This window comes from Anaerobacillus alkalidiazotrophicus (assembly GCF_001866055.1).
Window position 1 is genome coordinate 16,601 of sequence record NZ_MLQS01000012.1, and the last position, 18,305, is coordinate 34,905.

Annotated in this window: 13 protein-coding genes, 2 rRNA genes, 1 pseudogene and 1 other annotated feature; of the genes and pseudogenes, 5 read left to right on the forward strand and 11 right to left on the reverse strand. The window is 35.8% G+C overall.

All coding sequences use genetic code 11. The features are described 5' to 3' along the window. Positions 1 to 333 precede the first annotated feature (333 nt). The 3 genes from BKP45_RS09170 to BKP45_RS09180 form a co-directional block, all read right to left on the reverse strand. The gene (locus BKP45_RS09170) at positions 334 to 1,806 is read right to left on the reverse strand and encodes an ammonia-forming cytochrome c nitrite reductase subunit c552 (protein ID WP_245747416.1); all 1,473 of its coding nucleotides are present in this window, start codon (positions 1,804 to 1,806) and stop codon (positions 334 to 336) included. Between the two features lie 18 nt (positions 1,807 to 1,824). Next, positions 1,825 to 2,331, reverse strand: a complete 507-nt coding sequence (locus tag BKP45_RS09175) for a cytochrome c3 family protein (protein ID WP_071389427.1) — start codon at positions 2,329 to 2,331, stop codon at positions 1,825 to 1,827. A 550-nt stretch (positions 2,332 to 2,881) separates the two neighbouring features. Then, positions 2,882 to 4,471 (reverse strand): glutathione ABC transporter substrate-binding protein, encoded by a 1,590-nt coding sequence (locus BKP45_RS09180; RefSeq protein ID WP_071389417.1) that lies wholly within the window; start codon positions 4,469 to 4,471, stop codon positions 2,882 to 2,884. Positions 4,472 to 4,833: 362 nt separating this feature from the next. Between BKP45_RS09180 and BKP45_RS09185 the strand changes: the two are divergent. From BKP45_RS09185 to BKP45_RS09200, 4 genes and pseudogenes are all read left to right on the forward strand, one after another. Continuing rightward, positions 4,834 to 5,729 (forward strand): annotated as a pseudogene (locus BKP45_RS09185) (ABC transporter permease). Positions 5,730 to 5,747: 18 nt separating this feature from the next. Beyond that, positions 5,748 to 6,692: an ABC transporter permease gene (locus tag BKP45_RS09190; protein ID WP_071389418.1), complete on the forward strand. Its 945-nt coding sequence runs from the start codon at positions 5,748 to 5,750 to the stop codon at positions 6,690 to 6,692. A 30-nt stretch (positions 6,693 to 6,722) separates the two neighbouring features. Continuing rightward, on the forward strand, positions 6,723 to 7,760 hold the full coding sequence (locus tag BKP45_RS09195) for an ABC transporter ATP-binding protein (RefSeq protein WP_071389419.1): 1,038 nt from the start codon (positions 6,723 to 6,725) through the stop codon (positions 7,758 to 7,760). Further along, entirely contained in the window at positions 7,732 to 8,721 is a 990-nt protein-coding gene (locus BKP45_RS09200) for an ABC transporter ATP-binding protein (protein WP_071389420.1), read from the forward strand. The genes BKP45_RS09195 and BKP45_RS09200 overlap by 29 nt, the downstream gene beginning before the upstream one ends. A 493-nt stretch (positions 8,722 to 9,214) precedes the next feature. Here the strand turns inward: BKP45_RS09200 and serS are convergent, their stop codons facing one another. The 5 genes from serS to guaB all read right to left on the reverse strand — a co-directional run bounded on the left by serS (position 9,215) and on the right by guaB (position 15,697). After that, the gene (gene serS / locus BKP45_RS09205) at positions 9,215 to 10,489 is read right to left on the reverse strand and encodes a serine--tRNA ligase (RefSeq protein WP_071389421.1); all 1,275 of its coding nucleotides are present in this window, start codon (positions 10,487 to 10,489) and stop codon (positions 9,215 to 9,217) included. 171 nt (positions 10,490 to 10,660) lie between these two features. Beyond that, positions 10,661 to 10,891, reverse strand: a binding site (T-box leader). A gap of 25 nt (positions 10,892 to 10,916) precedes the next feature. Further along, entirely contained in the window at positions 10,917 to 11,510 is a 594-nt protein-coding gene (pdxT, locus tag BKP45_RS09210) for a pyridoxal 5'-phosphate synthase glutaminase subunit PdxT (protein ID WP_071308323.1), read from the reverse strand. A gap of 154 nt (positions 11,511 to 11,664) precedes the next feature. Further along, positions 11,665 to 12,549, reverse strand: a complete 885-nt coding sequence (gene pdxS, locus BKP45_RS09215; protein WP_071389422.1) for a pyridoxal 5'-phosphate synthase lyase subunit PdxS — start codon at positions 12,547 to 12,549, stop codon at positions 11,665 to 11,667. Positions 12,550 to 12,786: 237 nt separating this feature from the next. Then, complete coding sequence (locus BKP45_RS09220; RefSeq protein WP_071389423.1) at positions 12,787 to 14,136, reverse strand: D-alanyl-D-alanine carboxypeptidase family protein; 1,350 nt, start codon at positions 14,134 to 14,136, stop codon at positions 12,787 to 12,789. Positions 14,137 to 14,239: 103 nt separating this feature from the next. Continuing rightward, positions 14,240 to 15,697 (reverse strand): IMP dehydrogenase, encoded by a 1,458-nt coding sequence (gene guaB, locus BKP45_RS09225; RefSeq protein ID WP_071389424.1) that lies wholly within the window; start codon positions 15,695 to 15,697, stop codon positions 14,240 to 14,242. A gap of 122 nt (positions 15,698 to 15,819) precedes the next feature. On the opposite strand from guaB, the gene BKP45_RS09230 reads away from it, so the two are divergent. Then, a complete protein-coding gene (locus tag BKP45_RS09230; RefSeq protein ID WP_071389425.1) occupies positions 15,820 to 16,779 on the forward strand; it encodes a YaaC family protein in 960 nt (319 codons plus the stop codon). 1,017 nt (positions 16,780 to 17,796) lie between these two features. On the opposite strand, the gene BKP45_RS23290 is transcribed toward BKP45_RS09230, so the two are convergent. The 3 genes from BKP45_RS23290 to BKP45_RS09240 form a co-directional block, all read right to left on the reverse strand. Then, positions 17,797 to 17,928 (reverse strand): hypothetical protein, encoded by a 132-nt coding sequence (locus BKP45_RS23290; RefSeq protein ID WP_281243144.1) that lies wholly within the window; start codon positions 17,926 to 17,928, stop codon positions 17,797 to 17,799. 3 nt (positions 17,929 to 17,931) lie between these two features. After that, positions 17,932 to 18,047: ribosomal RNA gene (rrf, locus tag BKP45_RS09235) — 5S ribosomal RNA — on the reverse strand. A gap of 81 nt (positions 18,048 to 18,128) precedes the next feature. Further along, positions 18,129 to 18,305: ribosomal RNA gene (locus tag BKP45_RS09240) — 23S ribosomal RNA — on the reverse strand; the annotation flags it as partial.

Below are 18,305 nucleotides of genomic sequence, written 5' to 3' on the forward strand. Positions count from 1 at the left end.
GAGAAATATCACTCATCTTTGTGAACTTTTTTTGAACAAACTTAACAAAAAAATCCCTTAACCTTTATATATGAAATATTCCCATCTCCTAGTCATATCGCTTTAAAGCTTATTATCAAAGGATATAGAGTTTTTGTTGAAAAATTTATATCTTTCAACTTTTGAAATGTTTACAAATAACAGGCATATTGAACGACTTTTAACAGGATCAAAAATGCCACAACTGTGACCATCATCACATTTTATTGTGACAAATTGATGAACAACTAAATTAAAAAATAAAAAACCCCTTCCAAAGTGATGAACTTTGAAAGGAGTTGCTAAAATTATAAATTAGTTATCACGGACATTTGGGAACCAATCATTAATTGCTTGCTTATGTTTTTCATGGGATACCGTTTCATTGATAACATTTTGCTTTGTTATTTCAATTTGACGCTCTAATTCTTCAATATCTTCTCCAATTGCCATTAATGCTCTTGTAGCAACTAAAATAGCTTCTTGAGATTTATCAATCGATCTTGCAAAGGAAGCCATCGCTCCATCCGGATTGTGGAATCCATATGAATTTTCAGCAGCTGGCATATCCCAGAACCATTGTCCTTCACGTACTAACGATTGTGCTTCTTTAATCTTTTCTTCATCAACACCACGAGTAATCATACGGTTTACATAGTAGTGAGCAGTAGCTCCTATATCTTGTGCCCTTAATAATTGTACTTTATGGCGATCTTGAATATCTTCAACTCGGGTTTCTAAATAAGTTGCTGATTTATCACCATGACAAGTACGACAAGATTCTTCAATTGTTACTAACGGTGAACCCCAACGGTGAGAAGAAATCTTCTTTTTGCCGTCAACTCGTTGATATGGCATATGACAATCTGCACACGATACTGTTTGGTGAGGACCGTAGCTCCATAGTTCGTACTCAGGATGTTGAGCTTTTAAAATTGGTGTATTTGAAATGGTAGAAACATACTCACCTTTGAAACCACCTTCTCTTGAAGCTTGGTACTCTGAGTATTCCCATTGATCTTCAAATGTTAACCCATAACCCCAAGGGAATGTTGTTTGTAAGTCGTTTAGTGGATCGAAATAATATTCAACATGACATTGGGCACAAACTAGAGAACGCATATCATGCTGTGTTGCATTTTCATAATCAAACCCTAATCTATCTAATGCGTCAGTTAATTGTGGAAGCGAAATACGTAATTCCATAGTTACAGGATCATGGCATGTGGCACATCCAACAGATGCATGGCCCCACTCAGCAACATTTCCTTTACCATCAGTCATCATACCTTTATCATCGCCTGCGAATTCTTCTAACCATGGTAGTGCTTCATCATGATAGTTAAGTTTATATGCACGTTCAGGACCAAACTCCTCAATCATTGCAGGGAAGACAGTTGTTTTACATGACATACATGCAGAAACTGCATTCGGATTACCAGTAATACGTCTTACATTCATTTGATCTTCAAATGCATACGTATGGCCACGAGTTAAATTATATTCAACCGCAAAACCAAAACCATTCCAAACAATCGGTAACAATGGTTCGATTGAAGGATCGTTCTTTGGTAATACCTCCTTTTCATTCTCCATATTCTTCATGTAACTTTCCCAGTGTAATGGAAACTTATCTTTAAAAGCAAGGTTATTCCATTCGTTTGGATCTAGTCCAGTGTTCATCGGTTCTTCCTCTTGCGCTTTAGACCCTGAACACCCCACTAATACAAGCATTAAGAAGGCAGATATTATTAGTAACAAAAGCGATTTTTTGTTAGTGCTATGCATTATTTTCATCCCTTTCTATTAGTTAGTTGGTTCTGCAAATTTAAATTGTCCAGGCTCAAACCATTCAGTCGGTCTAAAGTCACCTTTATTATGCGGTACTTGACGGTGACAATCGATACAGCTATCATATGCACCACTGTGGTCTACATTTTGTAACCCTGGTTCATGACAACTAATACAATTGTTATTAATAACCTCTTGTGAATCGGCTGTGGCATGTAATACATCAGGAATTTTGCTAGCTCCGAGAGTATTCATGTACATATGACCTACCCCTGCTTTTGCTTTAAAGGCCATTTTAGCTGTAAAACTATCACGTGGTGCATGACAATCATTACAAGTTAATGCAGCATGATTGGAATTTGCAAAAGTTTCAAATGCCGTCCCCATAATGTGACAGCTAGAACAGAACTCACCAGTATCCGTCGCTTTCATCGTTCCAGCAGTCCCTGCAAAAAGAACAACACCTGCAAAAATACCAATCAAAGTAAATAATAAAACTTTCTTATCTAGTTTTCTCAGCATATCTCTCACCTGTCTCTCTCCCCTTTCTTAAGTAAGTACTATTGATTAAACACCTAATAACGGAGCTTAATACCGAAACTAAAATCATGTATAAAAGCAAAAATGATTGTTTTTTCTCTATACCTTTATCATACTTTCATACAATTTCCCACAATGTGATGAAAATCACTTTTTTTGTGACGTAGTTGTGAACTATAGTGATCCAAAACGAAAAAGTAGAAATTCTCATTTATTTAGAGAAATCTCTACTTTTAGTAAGAGTTGATTAACTTTAAATTAACACCTAATTAGATAAAGCAAATTTAAACTATGTATGAATGTGTAACGAGAGGAAAAATGCCTTATTAACGAACTATAATTTGTTAAAATCAGAAGGAGGATGAATAGTGTAGGAATTTCAGAAATACGCTAACCTAAAGAATCGTTAAGCTGCTGTCTATTCGCTAAAACTTCATGTAAAATTTTATAACTTTAAGATTTATTTTAAAAAAGAAGCTGAGTCTATAAGAATGCATTAGCATTCATTATAGTTCAGCTTCTTTTACAATTATTATTGCTTAATTGTTACATTACCTAATTGGAACATTCCATTTGGATGTTGCCAGAAACCTTGAACATTCTCACTAACACCTACAAGATACTGTTGGTGGTGTGTATAAAGCATTGGAGCTTCTTCTACAAGAATTTCTTGAGCCTGTGTGTAGAGTTCATGACGCACTTCTGGATCAGATTCTTGACGCGCCGCATCTAAAATCTCATCTAGTTCGTCATTTGCAATAAATGAACGGTTACCAGCCTCACCATGATTATTAGAATGGAATAATGCATACATACCATAGTCAGCGTCAGCTGTAACAGTTACCCAACCAAGGATAAACATATCATGTTCACCACTAGCTGTGCCCGCTAAATATGCACCCCACTCCATAACTTCAATTTCTACGTCAACACCAATCTCTTTTAATTGAGACTGTACAAATTCTGCAGTATCCATACGAGCAGGGTTGTCATTCGTCCAAATCGTTGTTTTAAAACCATCTTCATAACCAGCTTCTGCTAAAAGTTCTTTAGCTTTTTCAACATCGTAGCTAATTGGAGAAACATTTTCATTAAAACCAAATACATTTGGTGCTAATGGCCCAACAGCAGGTGTACCAAACCCATCTAAAAGACCATCAATAATAATATCTTTATTAACTGCCATTGAAATAGCTTGACGAACTCTTACATCGTCAAATGGTGCTTTTTGTAAGTTAAATCCAATATAAGCTAAACTTAAGCTATCTGTTTTTTCTACGAATGAATCCGGGTTAGCATCAATACGGCTTACGTCAGTTGAACGAACTTGCTCAATAATATGTGAATTACCCGTTTCTAATTCAGCAATACGAGTTTGATCTTCTGGAACTACTTTAAATGTTACAGTGTCAATTTTCGCTTGCTCTCCCCAGTAGTTTTCATTTTTAGCTAACTTAACATATTGACCAGGTACCCATTCTTCATAAACAAATTGACCAGTACCAACTGGATTCTCATTAACTACACTTCCTGGATCTTTCCCTTCAGCCATAGCCGCATAATCAGCTTCAATTGACTCAAGGCTAATGATCCCACCACCAGTATGCGCTAAGTGAGATGGTAGTGGAGCAAATGGAAACTCGGTAGTAAATTGTACTGTAAACTCATCTACAACTGTTACATCAGTAATCATATCAAATAGGAAAGAACGCGGTGAAGCAACCTCAGGATCAAGAACACGATCAAAGTTTGCTTTTACAACTTCAGCGTTAAAATCTGAGTCATCATGGAACTTAACTCCTTCACGAAGCTTAAACTCCCAAACAGTATCTTCAACTAAATCCCACTCCGTAGCAAGTGCAGGATGAAGCTCACCATTTGCATCCTGGAGTAATAGTGAATCGTAAATATTTGTTGCTACATTACTTGAAGGTGAATCATTTGACCCATGAGGATCTAATGAAACAGCATCAGATGGAAGAGCAATAACTAAATCGCCACCTTCAACAACCTCAACTTCTTCATCAGCTGGTGCTGCGTCGTCTTGAGCGCCACATGCAGCGATTACAAAAGATAACAGTAAAGCAATTGTAATCATAAAAAATTTGTTCTTTGAAAACATTTTGAAACCCCCTGATTTTTGTTTGTTTGTATATTCAAAATACTATTCTCAAAAACTAAAATGAATATAACTTAATTTTCTTAAAAAAGCAAATATAATATTATCAATAGCTAAAATAATTATTTTCTTCTTATTATAATATCGATTATAAACGCAACAAAATTAGTGTTTTTAGAAATTTCAGCAAGTACAAAATAGTTATAATAATTAGTAAATTATAGGTACCTTTCAAACACAAAAGTAATTTCAGTATAGTATTTTTTAACGTTGTAATATAACAAATAAGTGCTATAATTATTTCTTGTGTAGATTTGATGCAAATTATGTCGAATATTTAAAATTTAGAGAGGGTGAAGTATTCTATGATTGAACAAACAGAAAAGAATTCAGTTATGCAGAACTCTCCATCTAATCCTAGATTGGAAAGCTGGAAAACTTTTTTAAGAAATTAAGAAAAAACAGGGCTGCTATGGTTGGTGGAATTCTAATATTACTTTTTATAATAATAGCTCTTATTGGTCCATTCTTTGTCCCTTATGACGGAACCGAACAAAATCATATGAACAAACTATCAACTCCTTCAGCCGAGCATTGGTTTGGTACGGATCACCATGGTAGGGATATCTTTAGTCGAATTATCCACGGTATGTCAATTACGTTATTTATTGGTTTCTCTTCAGTAGCAATTGGAACCGTTGTCGGAGTGTTCCTTGGTTTAATTTCCGGTTACTACGGCAAAAGAATTGACGCTGTTATTATGAGAACAATGGACGTATTGCTTGCTTTCCCAGGAATACTTTTAGCATTAGCAATAGTAAGTGTACTTGGTGGGAGTTTAACTAATGTTATTATTGCCGTTGGTATATTTGCTATACCATCTTTTGCGAGGATTGTACGTGGTTCAACATTATCAGTGAAAAAACTAGAGTATATCGATGCAGTAAAAGCACTTGGTGCAAGTGATGTTAGGATTATTTTCAAGCATATCCTCCCTAATGTTTTATCACCTATTATCGTTCAATCTAGTTTATATATGGCTTCAGCGATTTTAACTGCAAGTGGTTTATCATTTTTAGGAATGGGTGCACAACCACCAACACCTGAGTGGGGTGCAATGTTAAGTGCTGGACGAAGTTATTTGTTTGACGCACCGCACGTTGCCTTATTCCCTGGTCTTGCAATTGTTATCGTTGTATTAGCATTTAATATATTTGGCGATGGCTTAAGAGACGCACTAGATCCGAAAATGAAAAACTAGAAGAGAGGTGCACTAAAATTGTTTACATTTATTATTAGACGGATTATTCAAACGATTCCTGTACTCATTGGTGTTACTGTTCTTGTATTTATGCTTATGCACCTCATTCCTGGTGACCCTGCACAAATCATCGCAGGAGAGAGTGCTTCAGAACAGCAAGTTGAACAAATGAGAGAAAGATTAGGATTAAATGATCCATTACCGGTTCAATATTTTAAATATATAGGAAATGCAGTACAAGGTGATTTAGGAAGCTCTGTAAGAAACGGTCGTCCTGTAATGGATGAAATTAAAGGGCGTTTTTGGATCACTGTAGAACTTGCCGTATATAGTACGATTTTAAGTATTTTTATTGGTTTATTTGCTGGAATTATCTCAGCAACAAGACATTATACTTTCACAGATGTCTCAATTATGATTGTAGCTTTATTTGGTCTATCAATGCCAAACTTCTGGCTTGGGCTTATGTTAATACAATGGTTTTCTATCGGTAATATCAGTTGGATCCCATTTGATACAAGTTGGTTCGCTCCATCTGGATGGGGATCATGGCAACAAAATGTTCTTCCTGTCATTACTTTGGGAACTGGTGGTGCAGCAATTATTGCTCGTATGACCCGTTCAAGCATGCTTGAAGTTATTGGACAAGACTATATTCGAACTGCTAGAGCAAAAGGTGTGAAAGAACCTGTAATTATTTACCGTCATGCTCTAAAAAATGCTTTAATTCCTGTTGTTACTATCGTTGGTTTACAATTTGGTTCTTTACTTGGTGGTACAGTATTAACAGAAACAGTATTTTCTATTAATGGTATGGGACGACTTATTATCGATGCAATCCGTGCACGTGACTTCCCAGTTGTACAGGGTGCTGTTTTAATAATTTCTTTACTTTTCGTACTAGTTAACTTAATTGTCGATATTTCATATCGTTACTTGAATAAACGTGTTGACTTAGATTAAAAACAACCTAAACAAAGGGTGTGAGTTACTATGAGTAATAATGAAACAATTATTGAAGTTCGTGATTTACGGACTTCGTTTTATACAGATGCTGGAGAAGTTAAAGCTGTAAACGGTGTGAACTTCTCTGTTCCAAAAGGAAAAACTTTAGGTATCGTAGGCGAATCTGGTTCAGGAAAAAGTATTACATCACTTTCGATCCTTCGTCTTATTCAAAACCCTGGTAAAATTGTAGGTGGAGAAATCCTTTTTAAAGGAGAGAACCTATTAAATTTAACTGAAGCCCAAATGCGTAAAATACGTGGCAATAAAATCTCAATGATTTTCCAAGAACCAATGACTTCTTTAAATCCTGTATATACTGTTGGTGATCAAATTGCAGAATCTTTTCGAATTCACCAAGGTCTTAGTAAGAAAGAAGCATTAAAAAAAGCAGTTGAAATGTTGAAATTTGTTGGAATACCTTCACCAGAGCAACGAGTCAAGCAATATCCTTATGAATTATCTGGTGGTATGAGACAGCGCGTTATGATAGCTATTGCCCTAGCTTGTAATCCAGAACTATTAATTGCTGACGAGCCTACTACAGCACTAGATGTAACGATTCAGGCTCAAATCTTAGAATTAATGAAGAAGCTTCAAAATGAATTAGGTATGTCTATCATAATGATTACACATGATTTAGGTGTTGTTGCTGAAACATGCGATTATGTTGCGGTTATGTATGCTGGTAAAGTAGTTGAATACGCAGATGTGAAGTCCCTTTTCCATTCACCTACTCATCCTTATACAATTGGTTTATTAAATTCACTACCACGTCACGATGTAGATGTTGAAGGTGAATTAGAAGTTATTAAAGGGTCAGTACCAAGTCCTACAAATATGCCTGAAGGGTGCCGATTTGCGCCACGTTGTCCGCATGCGAGTGCTATTTGCGAAGCAAAATTACCTGAACTAAAAAAGCTAGATTCAGATAACGAAGTGCGTTGTTGGATCTATTCAAATGAATGGGATGGTAATCAGGAGGTGAAAAAAGAGTATGAAAAAAGAGCTCTTAAAAGTAACTGATTTAAAACAGCATTTTCCAATTAAAGGTGGTTTACTAGGTCGAACAGTAAATCATGTTAAAGCTGTAGATGGAGTCAATTTTACAGTATATGAAGGTGAAACAGTTAGTATCGTTGGTGAATCTGGCTGTGGTAAATCAACAACTGGCCGTGCAATTTTAAGACTTGAAGAACCTACATCTGGACAAGTTGAGTTTGACGGTATAAATCTATTAACATTAAGTAAAAATGAAATGCGCAAAAAGCGTAAAGATTTACAAATCATTTTCCAGGATCCTTATGCTTCAATTAACCCACGCCAAACAGTTAGACAAGTACTAGAAGAAGCTATGGAGATTCAAAATATAGCTCCAAAAAGTGAACGGACTGAAAGAATTTTAGAGTTAATGGAAACTGTAGGCCTTGGTTCACACCAAATTGATCGTTTTCCTCACGAGTTTAGTGGTGGACAAAGACAGCGTATTGGTATTGCTCGAGCATTATCAGTAGACCCAAAGTTAATTATTTGTGATGAGGCTGTATCAGCTCTTGATGTATCCATTCAGGCTCAAGTAATAAACTTATTAAAAAGACTTCAAAAAGAATTTAAATTAACTTATTTATTTATTTCACATGATCTTGGGGTTGTTCGTCACATTTCTGATCGTATTATTGTTATGTATCTTGGTAAAATTGTTGAAATCGCCGATAAGAAATCACTTTTTACTAACCCAAAGCATCCTTATACTAGAGCTTTATTATCAGCAATTCCAGTTCCAGACCCTGATAATAAAAGTGAAAGAATTATATTAGAAGGTGACGTACCATCTCCAATTAACCCACCTACTGGCTGTCGTTTCCACACTCGTTGCCCTTTTGCAACAGATAAATGTAAACAAGAAGAGCCAGTATTGAGAACAACTGATGAAATGTCAGATGAACACCAAGCTGCATGTCATTACATCGAAGAATTTACATCATAATATGAAACATTCAAACCTTGAGATATGTCAGTGTCTCAAGGTTTTATTTACAGTATCAGAATTTATAAATTTCTAAATTGGAAACTGTCTAGCGCTAGCAGCCTTTCGCTCGTGACCAAGGCGCTTGCGCTTTCCTTGTCTAAATTAAATTAATGTCAATTGTATGGTGCTAGTATTGCTCGCTCATTTTGCTAAAACGTGCAGAAATGTGTCATATTTCGCATAAAAGATGTGGGGTAGGTATATTATATCGTAACGATCAGAAGCTCATATCAGGCGCATACAATGTCTTTCGGCCGAAAAAATAACTTACATTCATGCAGAAGGAAAGTTTGTATACCTTGTTCCTATTTCACAATACATGTACATAAGCTAACTAATAAAGGCATAGGGAGTTAAGCTTCCCTACGCCATTATCGTAATTTTTAATACTTCTTAGTGTAAAACTTGTTATAAAAACAAGTTTCTAGCGATGTATCGTCAAACAACATCATTATTTTAGTACTGTTGCTCCACCCATATAAGGAACTAGTACTTCTGGAATAACTACTGTTCCATCTTCTTGCTGGTAATTCTCTAAAATTGCTGCAACGGTACGTCCTACAGCTAACCCAGATCCATTTAATGTGTGTACAAATTCCGTCTTTCCTTTTGCTTCTCTACGGAAACGGATATTTGCTCGTCTTGCTTGGAAGTCCTCAAAATTACTACAAGAAGAGATTTCACGATAAGTTTCTTGGCTTGGAATCCAAACTTCAATATCATACTTCTTAGCAGCCGTAAATCCTAAATCTCCTGTACACATACTCATTACACGGTATGGAAGTTTTAATAGCTGAAGTACTTTCTCAGCATGACTTGTTAGTATTTCTAACTGTTCATATGACTCTTCTGGCTTTACAAACCTAACTAGCTCTACTTTATTAAATTGGTGCTGACGTATTAAACCTCTAGTATCTCTACCGGCTGAACCTGCCTCTGAACGAAAACAAGCACTAAAAGCAGTGTATGAAATAGGAAGTGTATCTCCATCAATAATTTCATCACGGTGCATATTTGTTACTGGTACTTCAGCAGTAGGAACTAAGAAATAATCTTCTTCACGAATTTTAAAAGCATCCTCTTCAAATTTAGGAAGTTGACCAGTACCTGTCATACTTGTACGATTAACTAAGTACGGTGGAAGAACTTCTTCATATCCATGCTCGTCTTGGTGTAAATCCATCATAAAATTGATAAGAGCCCTTTCTAACCTAGCACCTTTACCTTTATAAAATACAAAACGGCTTCCTGTTACTTTTGATGCTCTTTCAAAGTCTAAAATATTTAAATTTGTTGCAAGGTCCCAGTGAGCTTTTACCTCATGAGTAAAGCTTGGTACTCCCCCCCAACTTCTAACTTCAACATTATCATCCTCAGTTAAGCCTACAGGAACACTTTCATGGGGAATATTAGGTATTGTAAGCAAAATAGCTTCTAACTCTTCTTCTACCTTTCGAAGATCCTCATCTAGCTCTTTCACTTTATCTGATACTTCCTTCATTTCTTTAATTAGATGATCAGCATCTTGTTTTTCTCTCTTTAATTTTGCTACTTCTTGAGAAACAGAGTTTCTTCTACTTTTTAACTGTTCTCCTTCCCCAATAATTTCTCTCCTTTTAACATCTAACTCTCCAAAACGATCTAAGTCAGCAATTTTCTCTCCACGATTTTCTAATTTCTTTTTTACTTCGTCAAAGTTTGCTCTTAATATTTTTACATCTAACATAAAGATCCCTCCTAAATATTAAAAAAGTTTATGTACTTGAGTGAATTTCATAATTACAAAAACCGAGCTACAATATATCTAGTTACAGATCACGTAACTAGATATATTATCTTAGCGGCGATAATGATGGATTATGAAATTTTTAACATATAAAAAACTCCCATCCCTTAAAAAAGGGACGAGAGTTAACCCGCGTTGCCACCCTAGTTGTTAAGGACATTATCCTTAACCTCTTAGCATCTTATTAACGGAAGATGAACCGGAACTTATCTAATAGAAGAAAAATCTTCGTTCAATAATCTACTCTGGGATGGATTCACAAAAGTACTACATCGATTCTCACCAACCATCGACTCTCTGATCGTAGCTACAAATGTTACTATTTCCCTTCTCAGCATTTAATATATAGATCTATTTTTACCAAAGCTTAAACGTTTAAACATTTATTCTTTGTCTCTTTAACAATCTCTACAAAATATTGATGGAAACGAGCGTCTTCAGTTAGTTCTGGATGGAATGAACAAGCTAAAAACTGATCTTGTCTTACAGCGACAATTTCACCATTGTATTTAGAAAGTATTTCCACATCTTCTCCAACTGACTTAATAAGAGGCGCACGAATAAAAACGGCCATAATATCATCAGCAATACCTTTGACCATTAATTCAGCTTCAAAACTTTCCCTTTGTCTCCCGAAAGCATTTCGTTCAACTTCCATATCAATAATTTCTAAATGCCCTTCACTTTGTCCAATTAATTGCTTAGCCATTAATATTAAGCCGGCACAAGTTCCAAATACCGGTTTTTCGGATTTAGCAAATTGTTTTAACGGCTCAAAAAAGTCATATTTATCAATAAGACGTCGCATCGTCGTACTTTCTCCACCAGGTAAAACTAACCCATCTAATTCTTCAAGTTGTTCTACCTTTTTGACAACTACAACTTCCACACCAGGGGCTTGCAGTAACTTTACGTGTTCACGAACGGCGCCTTGTAGAGCTAGTACTCCTATTTTAACCATTGTTAATGCTCCCTTTCTTGAAAAGCGTAAGTACCTTGTTGAAACACAATAGACATTTATTCTGAAGCCACAAGCTTTAGAATATGACTATTGTGTTTCAAGCTTAGGCACTAAAGCTAGACACCTTTCCGAATTCTATGTTTAATGGTAAATGTTACCAACCACGTTCTTGCATACGCTCAGAAGGGTGTAAACTTGAAATTTCAATTCCCTTCATCGCTGTACCAAGACCTTTTGATAACTTAGCAATCAATTCATAATCTTCATAATGTGTTGTTGCTTCTACGATAGCACGTGCAAACTTCTCAGGGTTGTCCGATTTGAAGATACCTGAACCAACAAATACCCCATCTGCACCTAACTGCATCATTAATGCAGCGTCTGCTGGAGTTGCTACTCCACCAGCTGCAAAGTTAACTACCGGCAACTTACCATTTTCTTTGATTTGAAGTAAGATTTCAAATGGAGCACCAGTATTTTTAGCTTCTGTCATTAGCTCATCTGTAGACATAGTTAAAATTTTACGAATTTGAGACTGCATCATACGCATATGTCTTACAGCTTCAACAATATTACCTGTACCAGGCTCACCTTTTGTACGGATCATAGAAGCTCCTTCACCAATACGTCTAGCAGCTTCCCCAATATCACGAGCACCACAAACAAATGGCACTGTAAAATCACGCTTATAAAGATGATATACTTCATCTGCAGGAGTTAAAACTTCACTTTCGTCAATGTAGTCTACTCCCATAGATTCTAATATTTTTGCTTCTACAATGTGACCAATACGGCATTTAGCCATTACTGGAATTGAGACAGCATTCATAACTTCTTCAACAATTGTTGGATCTGCCATACGAGCGACGCCGCCCGCTGCACGAATATCTGAAGGCACTCTTTCAAGAGCCATTACCGCTACTGCACCAGCTTCTTCAGCGATTTTTGCTTGCTCAGCGTTAACAACATCCATGATAACGCCACCTTTTTGCATTTCAGCCATACCACGCTTTACGCGATCTGTACCTGTTTGAACCATATGTAATTCCTCCTAACAAAATATACAATCTTGATAATCTCTATTGCTTTACTATACATATTGTACTTTATTTTACCAAAGTATGAAAGAAATACAACACTGTAGTCTATGCAATTTAAATTATTTTAACACTAATCCAACTTTTTTAAAATTAATAATTGTGAATATTAAGTTTATAGTTAGTTTATGATAACGCTTTGTAGTATAAAAGTTGCTACAAAGCGTTATATATTAATATTAAGAAAAGATCCCTTTTACTCCATCTGCTACACTTGTCCAAATACCTGAAAAGAAGCCACCAATTGATCTCATGGTTAGAGAAAACCAGCCTGCCTTTTCTACTGTATCATTAGCAAGTAAAGGAACTCTTTCTTTAGTATATCCATCTTCAGTCAAATATGAAAAAGTATTTTCACCTTTATATTCATATGATAGCCAACCAATTACTTGACCTTTTTCAATCGGAGCAATGACATTACCATCTTCATCAAGTAATTTACTATCTAATTCAAAATAAGGAGTATAAAGTTCCTCTTCTCCACGTCTAATTAAAAAGCTTAAAGGTTCGACTGCTGAAACCATTAACTCTTTTTCTTTACCTTTTACAACCGGAACTTCTAATGGCTCTTGCATATTTAATTTATCAAAGTTATTAAATCCATAATCCATTAGTTTTGCTGTTTCTATAAATCTCATATCGATACTTTCTGCCCCCATAACGACAGAAATAAATCGAGTTCCATTTCTTTCGGCAGTACCTGTAAATGTATATTTAGCTAAAACAGTGTATCCAGTTTTTAATCCATCTAATCCTTCATAAAAGTTTGGCAAACCAGGAAGCATGTCATTCCAGTTTTTCATACATGTCCAATCTTCTTTACACTGCATCCATGTTTTGTCCGTTACGATATCACCTTGGAAATTTTTCATTGGTATTTTCGACGTTTCTAATAGTTCAGGAAAATCGTTAACCAAATGATACGCTAACCTTGCAGTGTCTCTTGCAGACATTCTATTTTCATCTTCTGAAGTTGTACCTTCTGCACGATTTTCTGCAGTATACATTCGATTCGGTAACCCAGTTGAATTTACAAAATTAAATTTTTCTAAATTAAGCTCTTCAGCTTTATCATTCATTAATCGAACAAAGTTTGTATAACTACCACCTAATAACTCTGCAAGTGCTATTGTAGCAGCATTAGCAGATTCAATAGCTACAGCTTCGTACAAGTCTTTCACAGTATAAGAACTATCAACTTCTAAATATACGTTCGAACCAGCCTCATCATGGGAGAGCCTTGCAACCCATGGACTGATCGGTACATGTTGATCCCATCTAAGTCTTTGTTCACTAATAGCTTCTAGAATTAAGTACTCAGTCATCATCTTACTCATACTTGCAATACCTAATTCAACATCTGCATTTTTTTCATACAAAACCTTACCAGTTTTACCCTCTACTAAAATTGCTGAGTTTACTCCTACATCAAAGTTAGCTAGTATTGTTTTCGGTGAAAAAGATAAGCTTGTTATAAAAAATAGAATAACAAAAGAAAATGCTATAACCTTTTTATAATATTTCTCCATCATTAATGACTCCTCTCCAACTTCACATAAACGTAATTTTAACATAACTAGCATAAAAAAAATAGACAGGTGGTGTGCCTGTCTATTGGAAATTTTTTTAATTTTATAGTGAGTAGTTAGGTGCTTCTTTTGTAATTTGTACATCGTGAGGATGGCTTTCCTTTAAGCCCGCGTTTGTAATACGAATAAATTGTCCGTTTTCTCTTAAATCCTCTAATGTAGGAGTTCCGCAATATCCCATACCCGCACGAATACCACCTACTAATTGGTGAATTGTATCGTTTAATGGTCCTTTATAAGGAACTCGTCCTTCAATTCCCTCTGGTACAAGCTTTTGGTTATTTTCTTGGAAATAACGATCTTTACTTCCTTTTTCCATTGCACCTAATGATCCCATGCCGCGGTAAACTTTAAATTGTCTACCTTGGTAGATTTCACGATCGCCTGGGCTTTCAGATACACCTGCAAGTAAGCTTCCAAGCATAACAGCATGTCCACCAGCTGCAAGGGCCTTAACGATGTCTCCAGAGTATTTTAAACCACCATCAGCTATAATAGGTACCCCATGTTTCTTAGCTTCCGTTGCACAGTCGTAAACTGCTGTAATTTGTGGAACACCAATTCCCGCAATAATACGTGTTGTACAAATAGAACCAGGTCCAATCCCTACTTTTACTATATTAGCACCAGCTTCAATTAAATCTTTGGTAGCCTCTGCAGTGGCCACGTTGCCTGCAATAATATTAAGGTCAGGGTAAGCATTTCTAACTTCTCTGACTTTTTCTAAAACCCCTCTTGAATGACCGTGAGCAGTGTCAATAACAATAACATCAACTCCTGCTTCAACTAATGCTTCAACTCTTTCCATTGTGTCAATGGTGACACCAACTGCGGCACCAACTATTAGTCTTCCTTGTAAATCTTTAGCGGAGTTAGGGAACTGGATAACTTTTTCAATATCTTTAATTGTTATTAACCCTTTAAGTACACCTTCGTCATCAACTAGTGGTAATTTCTCAATTTTGTGTTTTTGAAGAATTTTTTCTGCTTCTCTTAAAGTTGTCCCTACAGGGGCTGTTACTAGTTGTTCTTTTGTCATAACTGTATCAATCGTAATTGAGTAATCTTCAATGAAGCGCAAATCTCGATTCGTAAGAATACCTACTAACTTCATTTCATCGTTTACAATAGGAACGCCTGAAATTCGGTATTTGGCCATGAGATGTTCTGCATCAAATACTTGATGTTCTGGAGTTAAAGAAAAAGGGTTTGTAATTACTCCACTTTCTGATCTTTTAACTCGGTCAACCTCTTCTGCTTGAGCTTCAATGGACATATTTTTGTGAATAATTCCTAGTCCACCTTCTCTTGCAATAGCGATAGCCATTTTAGCCTCTGTTACTGTATCCATACCTGCACTTATTACTGGTATATTTAAGTGTAAAGATTTTGAAAGACTTGTCTTTACAGAAACATCTTTCGGAAGTACTTCTGATTTTGCTGGTATTAGTAATACATCATCAAACGTTAAACCTTCTTTAGCAAACTTATTTTCCCACATCCAAATTTCATCCTCCTGCTAATTTCACTAAAATATTATTAGTAGCTTATCAATTGGATAAACTACTGTCAAGAACAGATTATATATCTCACTAATCTAACATTTCAAAAGAGGTTTTTTATATGAATATTTCTAGCCCTTGGAGTTACTTTCGCTCTTTTTATTCGGCTAATCATACGCAACAATATCTAAAAAAAAGCTATCAAAATTTCCCTGACGCAGATAAGCTAGCTTTTCAAAATTGTTACACACTGATTTACTACATACAGCACGGGAAAAAATATTATGACCAATCCATTACTGCACCGTATGAATTACAACCAGTGTTACTGTTTTATGGCATGATTCAATTAATGAAAGCTTTAATTTTAACTGTTGACCCAAAATACCCAGAAACGACACAAGTTCTTGCGCATGGTGTGACAACTAGAAAAAGAAAAAAAAGCCAATATGAATTTTTAATGGATGAGGTAAAGATTCAGAAAAACGGACTATTTTCTCATTTTTCTGACAAATTGTTTCATATGAAACAATTGGAAAGTGAAAAATTTAATATGAATGATCTGATGAAGCAAATTTCAGAACTTCACCCAATTTTTAAAAATATAACAAAAGAAAAAATATCTTTACCATTAACTAATGTTAAAGATATCGACAATACTTTTTCTATAAGCAACGAAGTACTTGATATTCTTCATTTAACTGCAGATGGATTTAACCATTATTTAAACGAACATACTCCATTAAAGGTAGTCGATTTACATGAAGTAAAAGACAAGATATATATAAAAACAAAAAACAAACTAAACACAATTACCTGTTCACCTATTCAATTTAATCATTATAACCAAAAATATTACCTACCTATAAAACGAAAACTAAATTGTAACATTCCAGAAGTTCTAGTTCATTATTTAATTTTATACAACTTAAGCATGATTTGTAGGTATGAAACCGAATGGTGGGGCGAGTTGTTTCATACATACTCTTCTAATGACTTACCTTTTATCACTGAATTTTTAGATGTAACAAAACATAAGGTTCCCTATTATCTCTCTTTAATGTTTCAAAGGCATAACTAAGAGTTTTAGTTGTTTTACCCTGGGATTGCACTTCTTTTGCAATGACCCGCTTTACACCATGTAAGATAGCAGCTGAGGTATTCACTCAACCTGTTCAACTTAACAAGACAGGTTACCCTTGCTATACTCTCTTGAGCATGTAGCTTGGATTTTGTTATCATTTCCGACTTTACTGTGCTCTTGTCGGGAACATATATCATTATCTTGCACTACTGCTTTTCTCTTACTGTATTCAGTTCGCGCACGTATTGAGGACATTCGTTACCTTTATCGTAAACATAGTTGAGTGTTTAAGGAGGGACAAAATTGGTTTCCTTCTGATAGAAGTCCAAAACTTCCCAGGTTATGTGCAGGTCCAGTTTTTTTCTGCTACGTTTTAGCTTGTTTGTGTTCGGTACTGGAATTTATTCGCTAATATCTCTAGGTTGTACGCGGTGTACTCAAATTTATTCAAGACCTAACTTCTTTTTTGCCTGGGCTTACATACTTTGTACCACTTTACTATCACTGCATTGAGTTTGGTAACGTATGTCTCTGTGCTTGTATAAATACTTAGCGATAAAATATATATTTTACTATTGCTATTTTCTCTAATTAAAATGAAAATTCTTTTGCAGCAACTATGCATCCCCTTGATGAATTACCCCTTTCGAGCAACCGTCCTGCAGCCTTACTCCTGCGATTACTCGTCGCACGAAAAACTATTTCTAGCTCACTTTAAAGCAGTACTAGAAAACAAAGATCCAACACCACTTAACTAAAAATTTAGGTTCTGAAAACACAAAGAACACATCCCATTGGAATGTGTTCTTTATTTTTCCTAGCAACGTCCTACTCTCACAAGGGGAAGCCCCTAACTACCATCGGCGAAGCTACTAACTTCAATCACTTCATGAATTACGTCTTTAAATTTACTACGTGCAACTTTGCGACGAGGAAGCTCGCTTCGAAGCTAGACTAGTAGACGCAGAAAAGCTACTAATTTCAATTACTTCATGAATTACTTCTCTGAATTTACTACATGCTGCTTTGCATCGAGGAAGCCTTCATCGGAGCGATACTAGCAGACGCAGATGCAGCACCACTTAACGCAAATATTCGATTTCCGAAAACACAAAAAAATACATCCCATTGGAATGTATTTTTCATTTTACCTAGCAACGTCCTACTCTCACAAGGGGAAGCCCCTAACTACCATCGGCGCTGAAGAGCTTAACGATCGTGTTCGGCATGGGAACGAGTGTGACCTCTTCGCTATCGCCACTAGATATTATTTAATTCAGAGATCATTCTCTGAAAACTAGATAACATACATATAAGTTTCTTGAGTGTGAATTCAATTCTTATTTTAGGATAAGTCCTCGACCGATTAGTATCTCTCAGCTCCACACGTCACCGTGCTTCCACCCGAGACCTATCAACCTCATCATCTCTAAGGGGTCTTACTGGATTAACTCCAAGGGAAATCTCATCTTGAGGGGGGCTTCATGCTTAGATGCTTTCAGCACTTATCCCTTCCATACGTA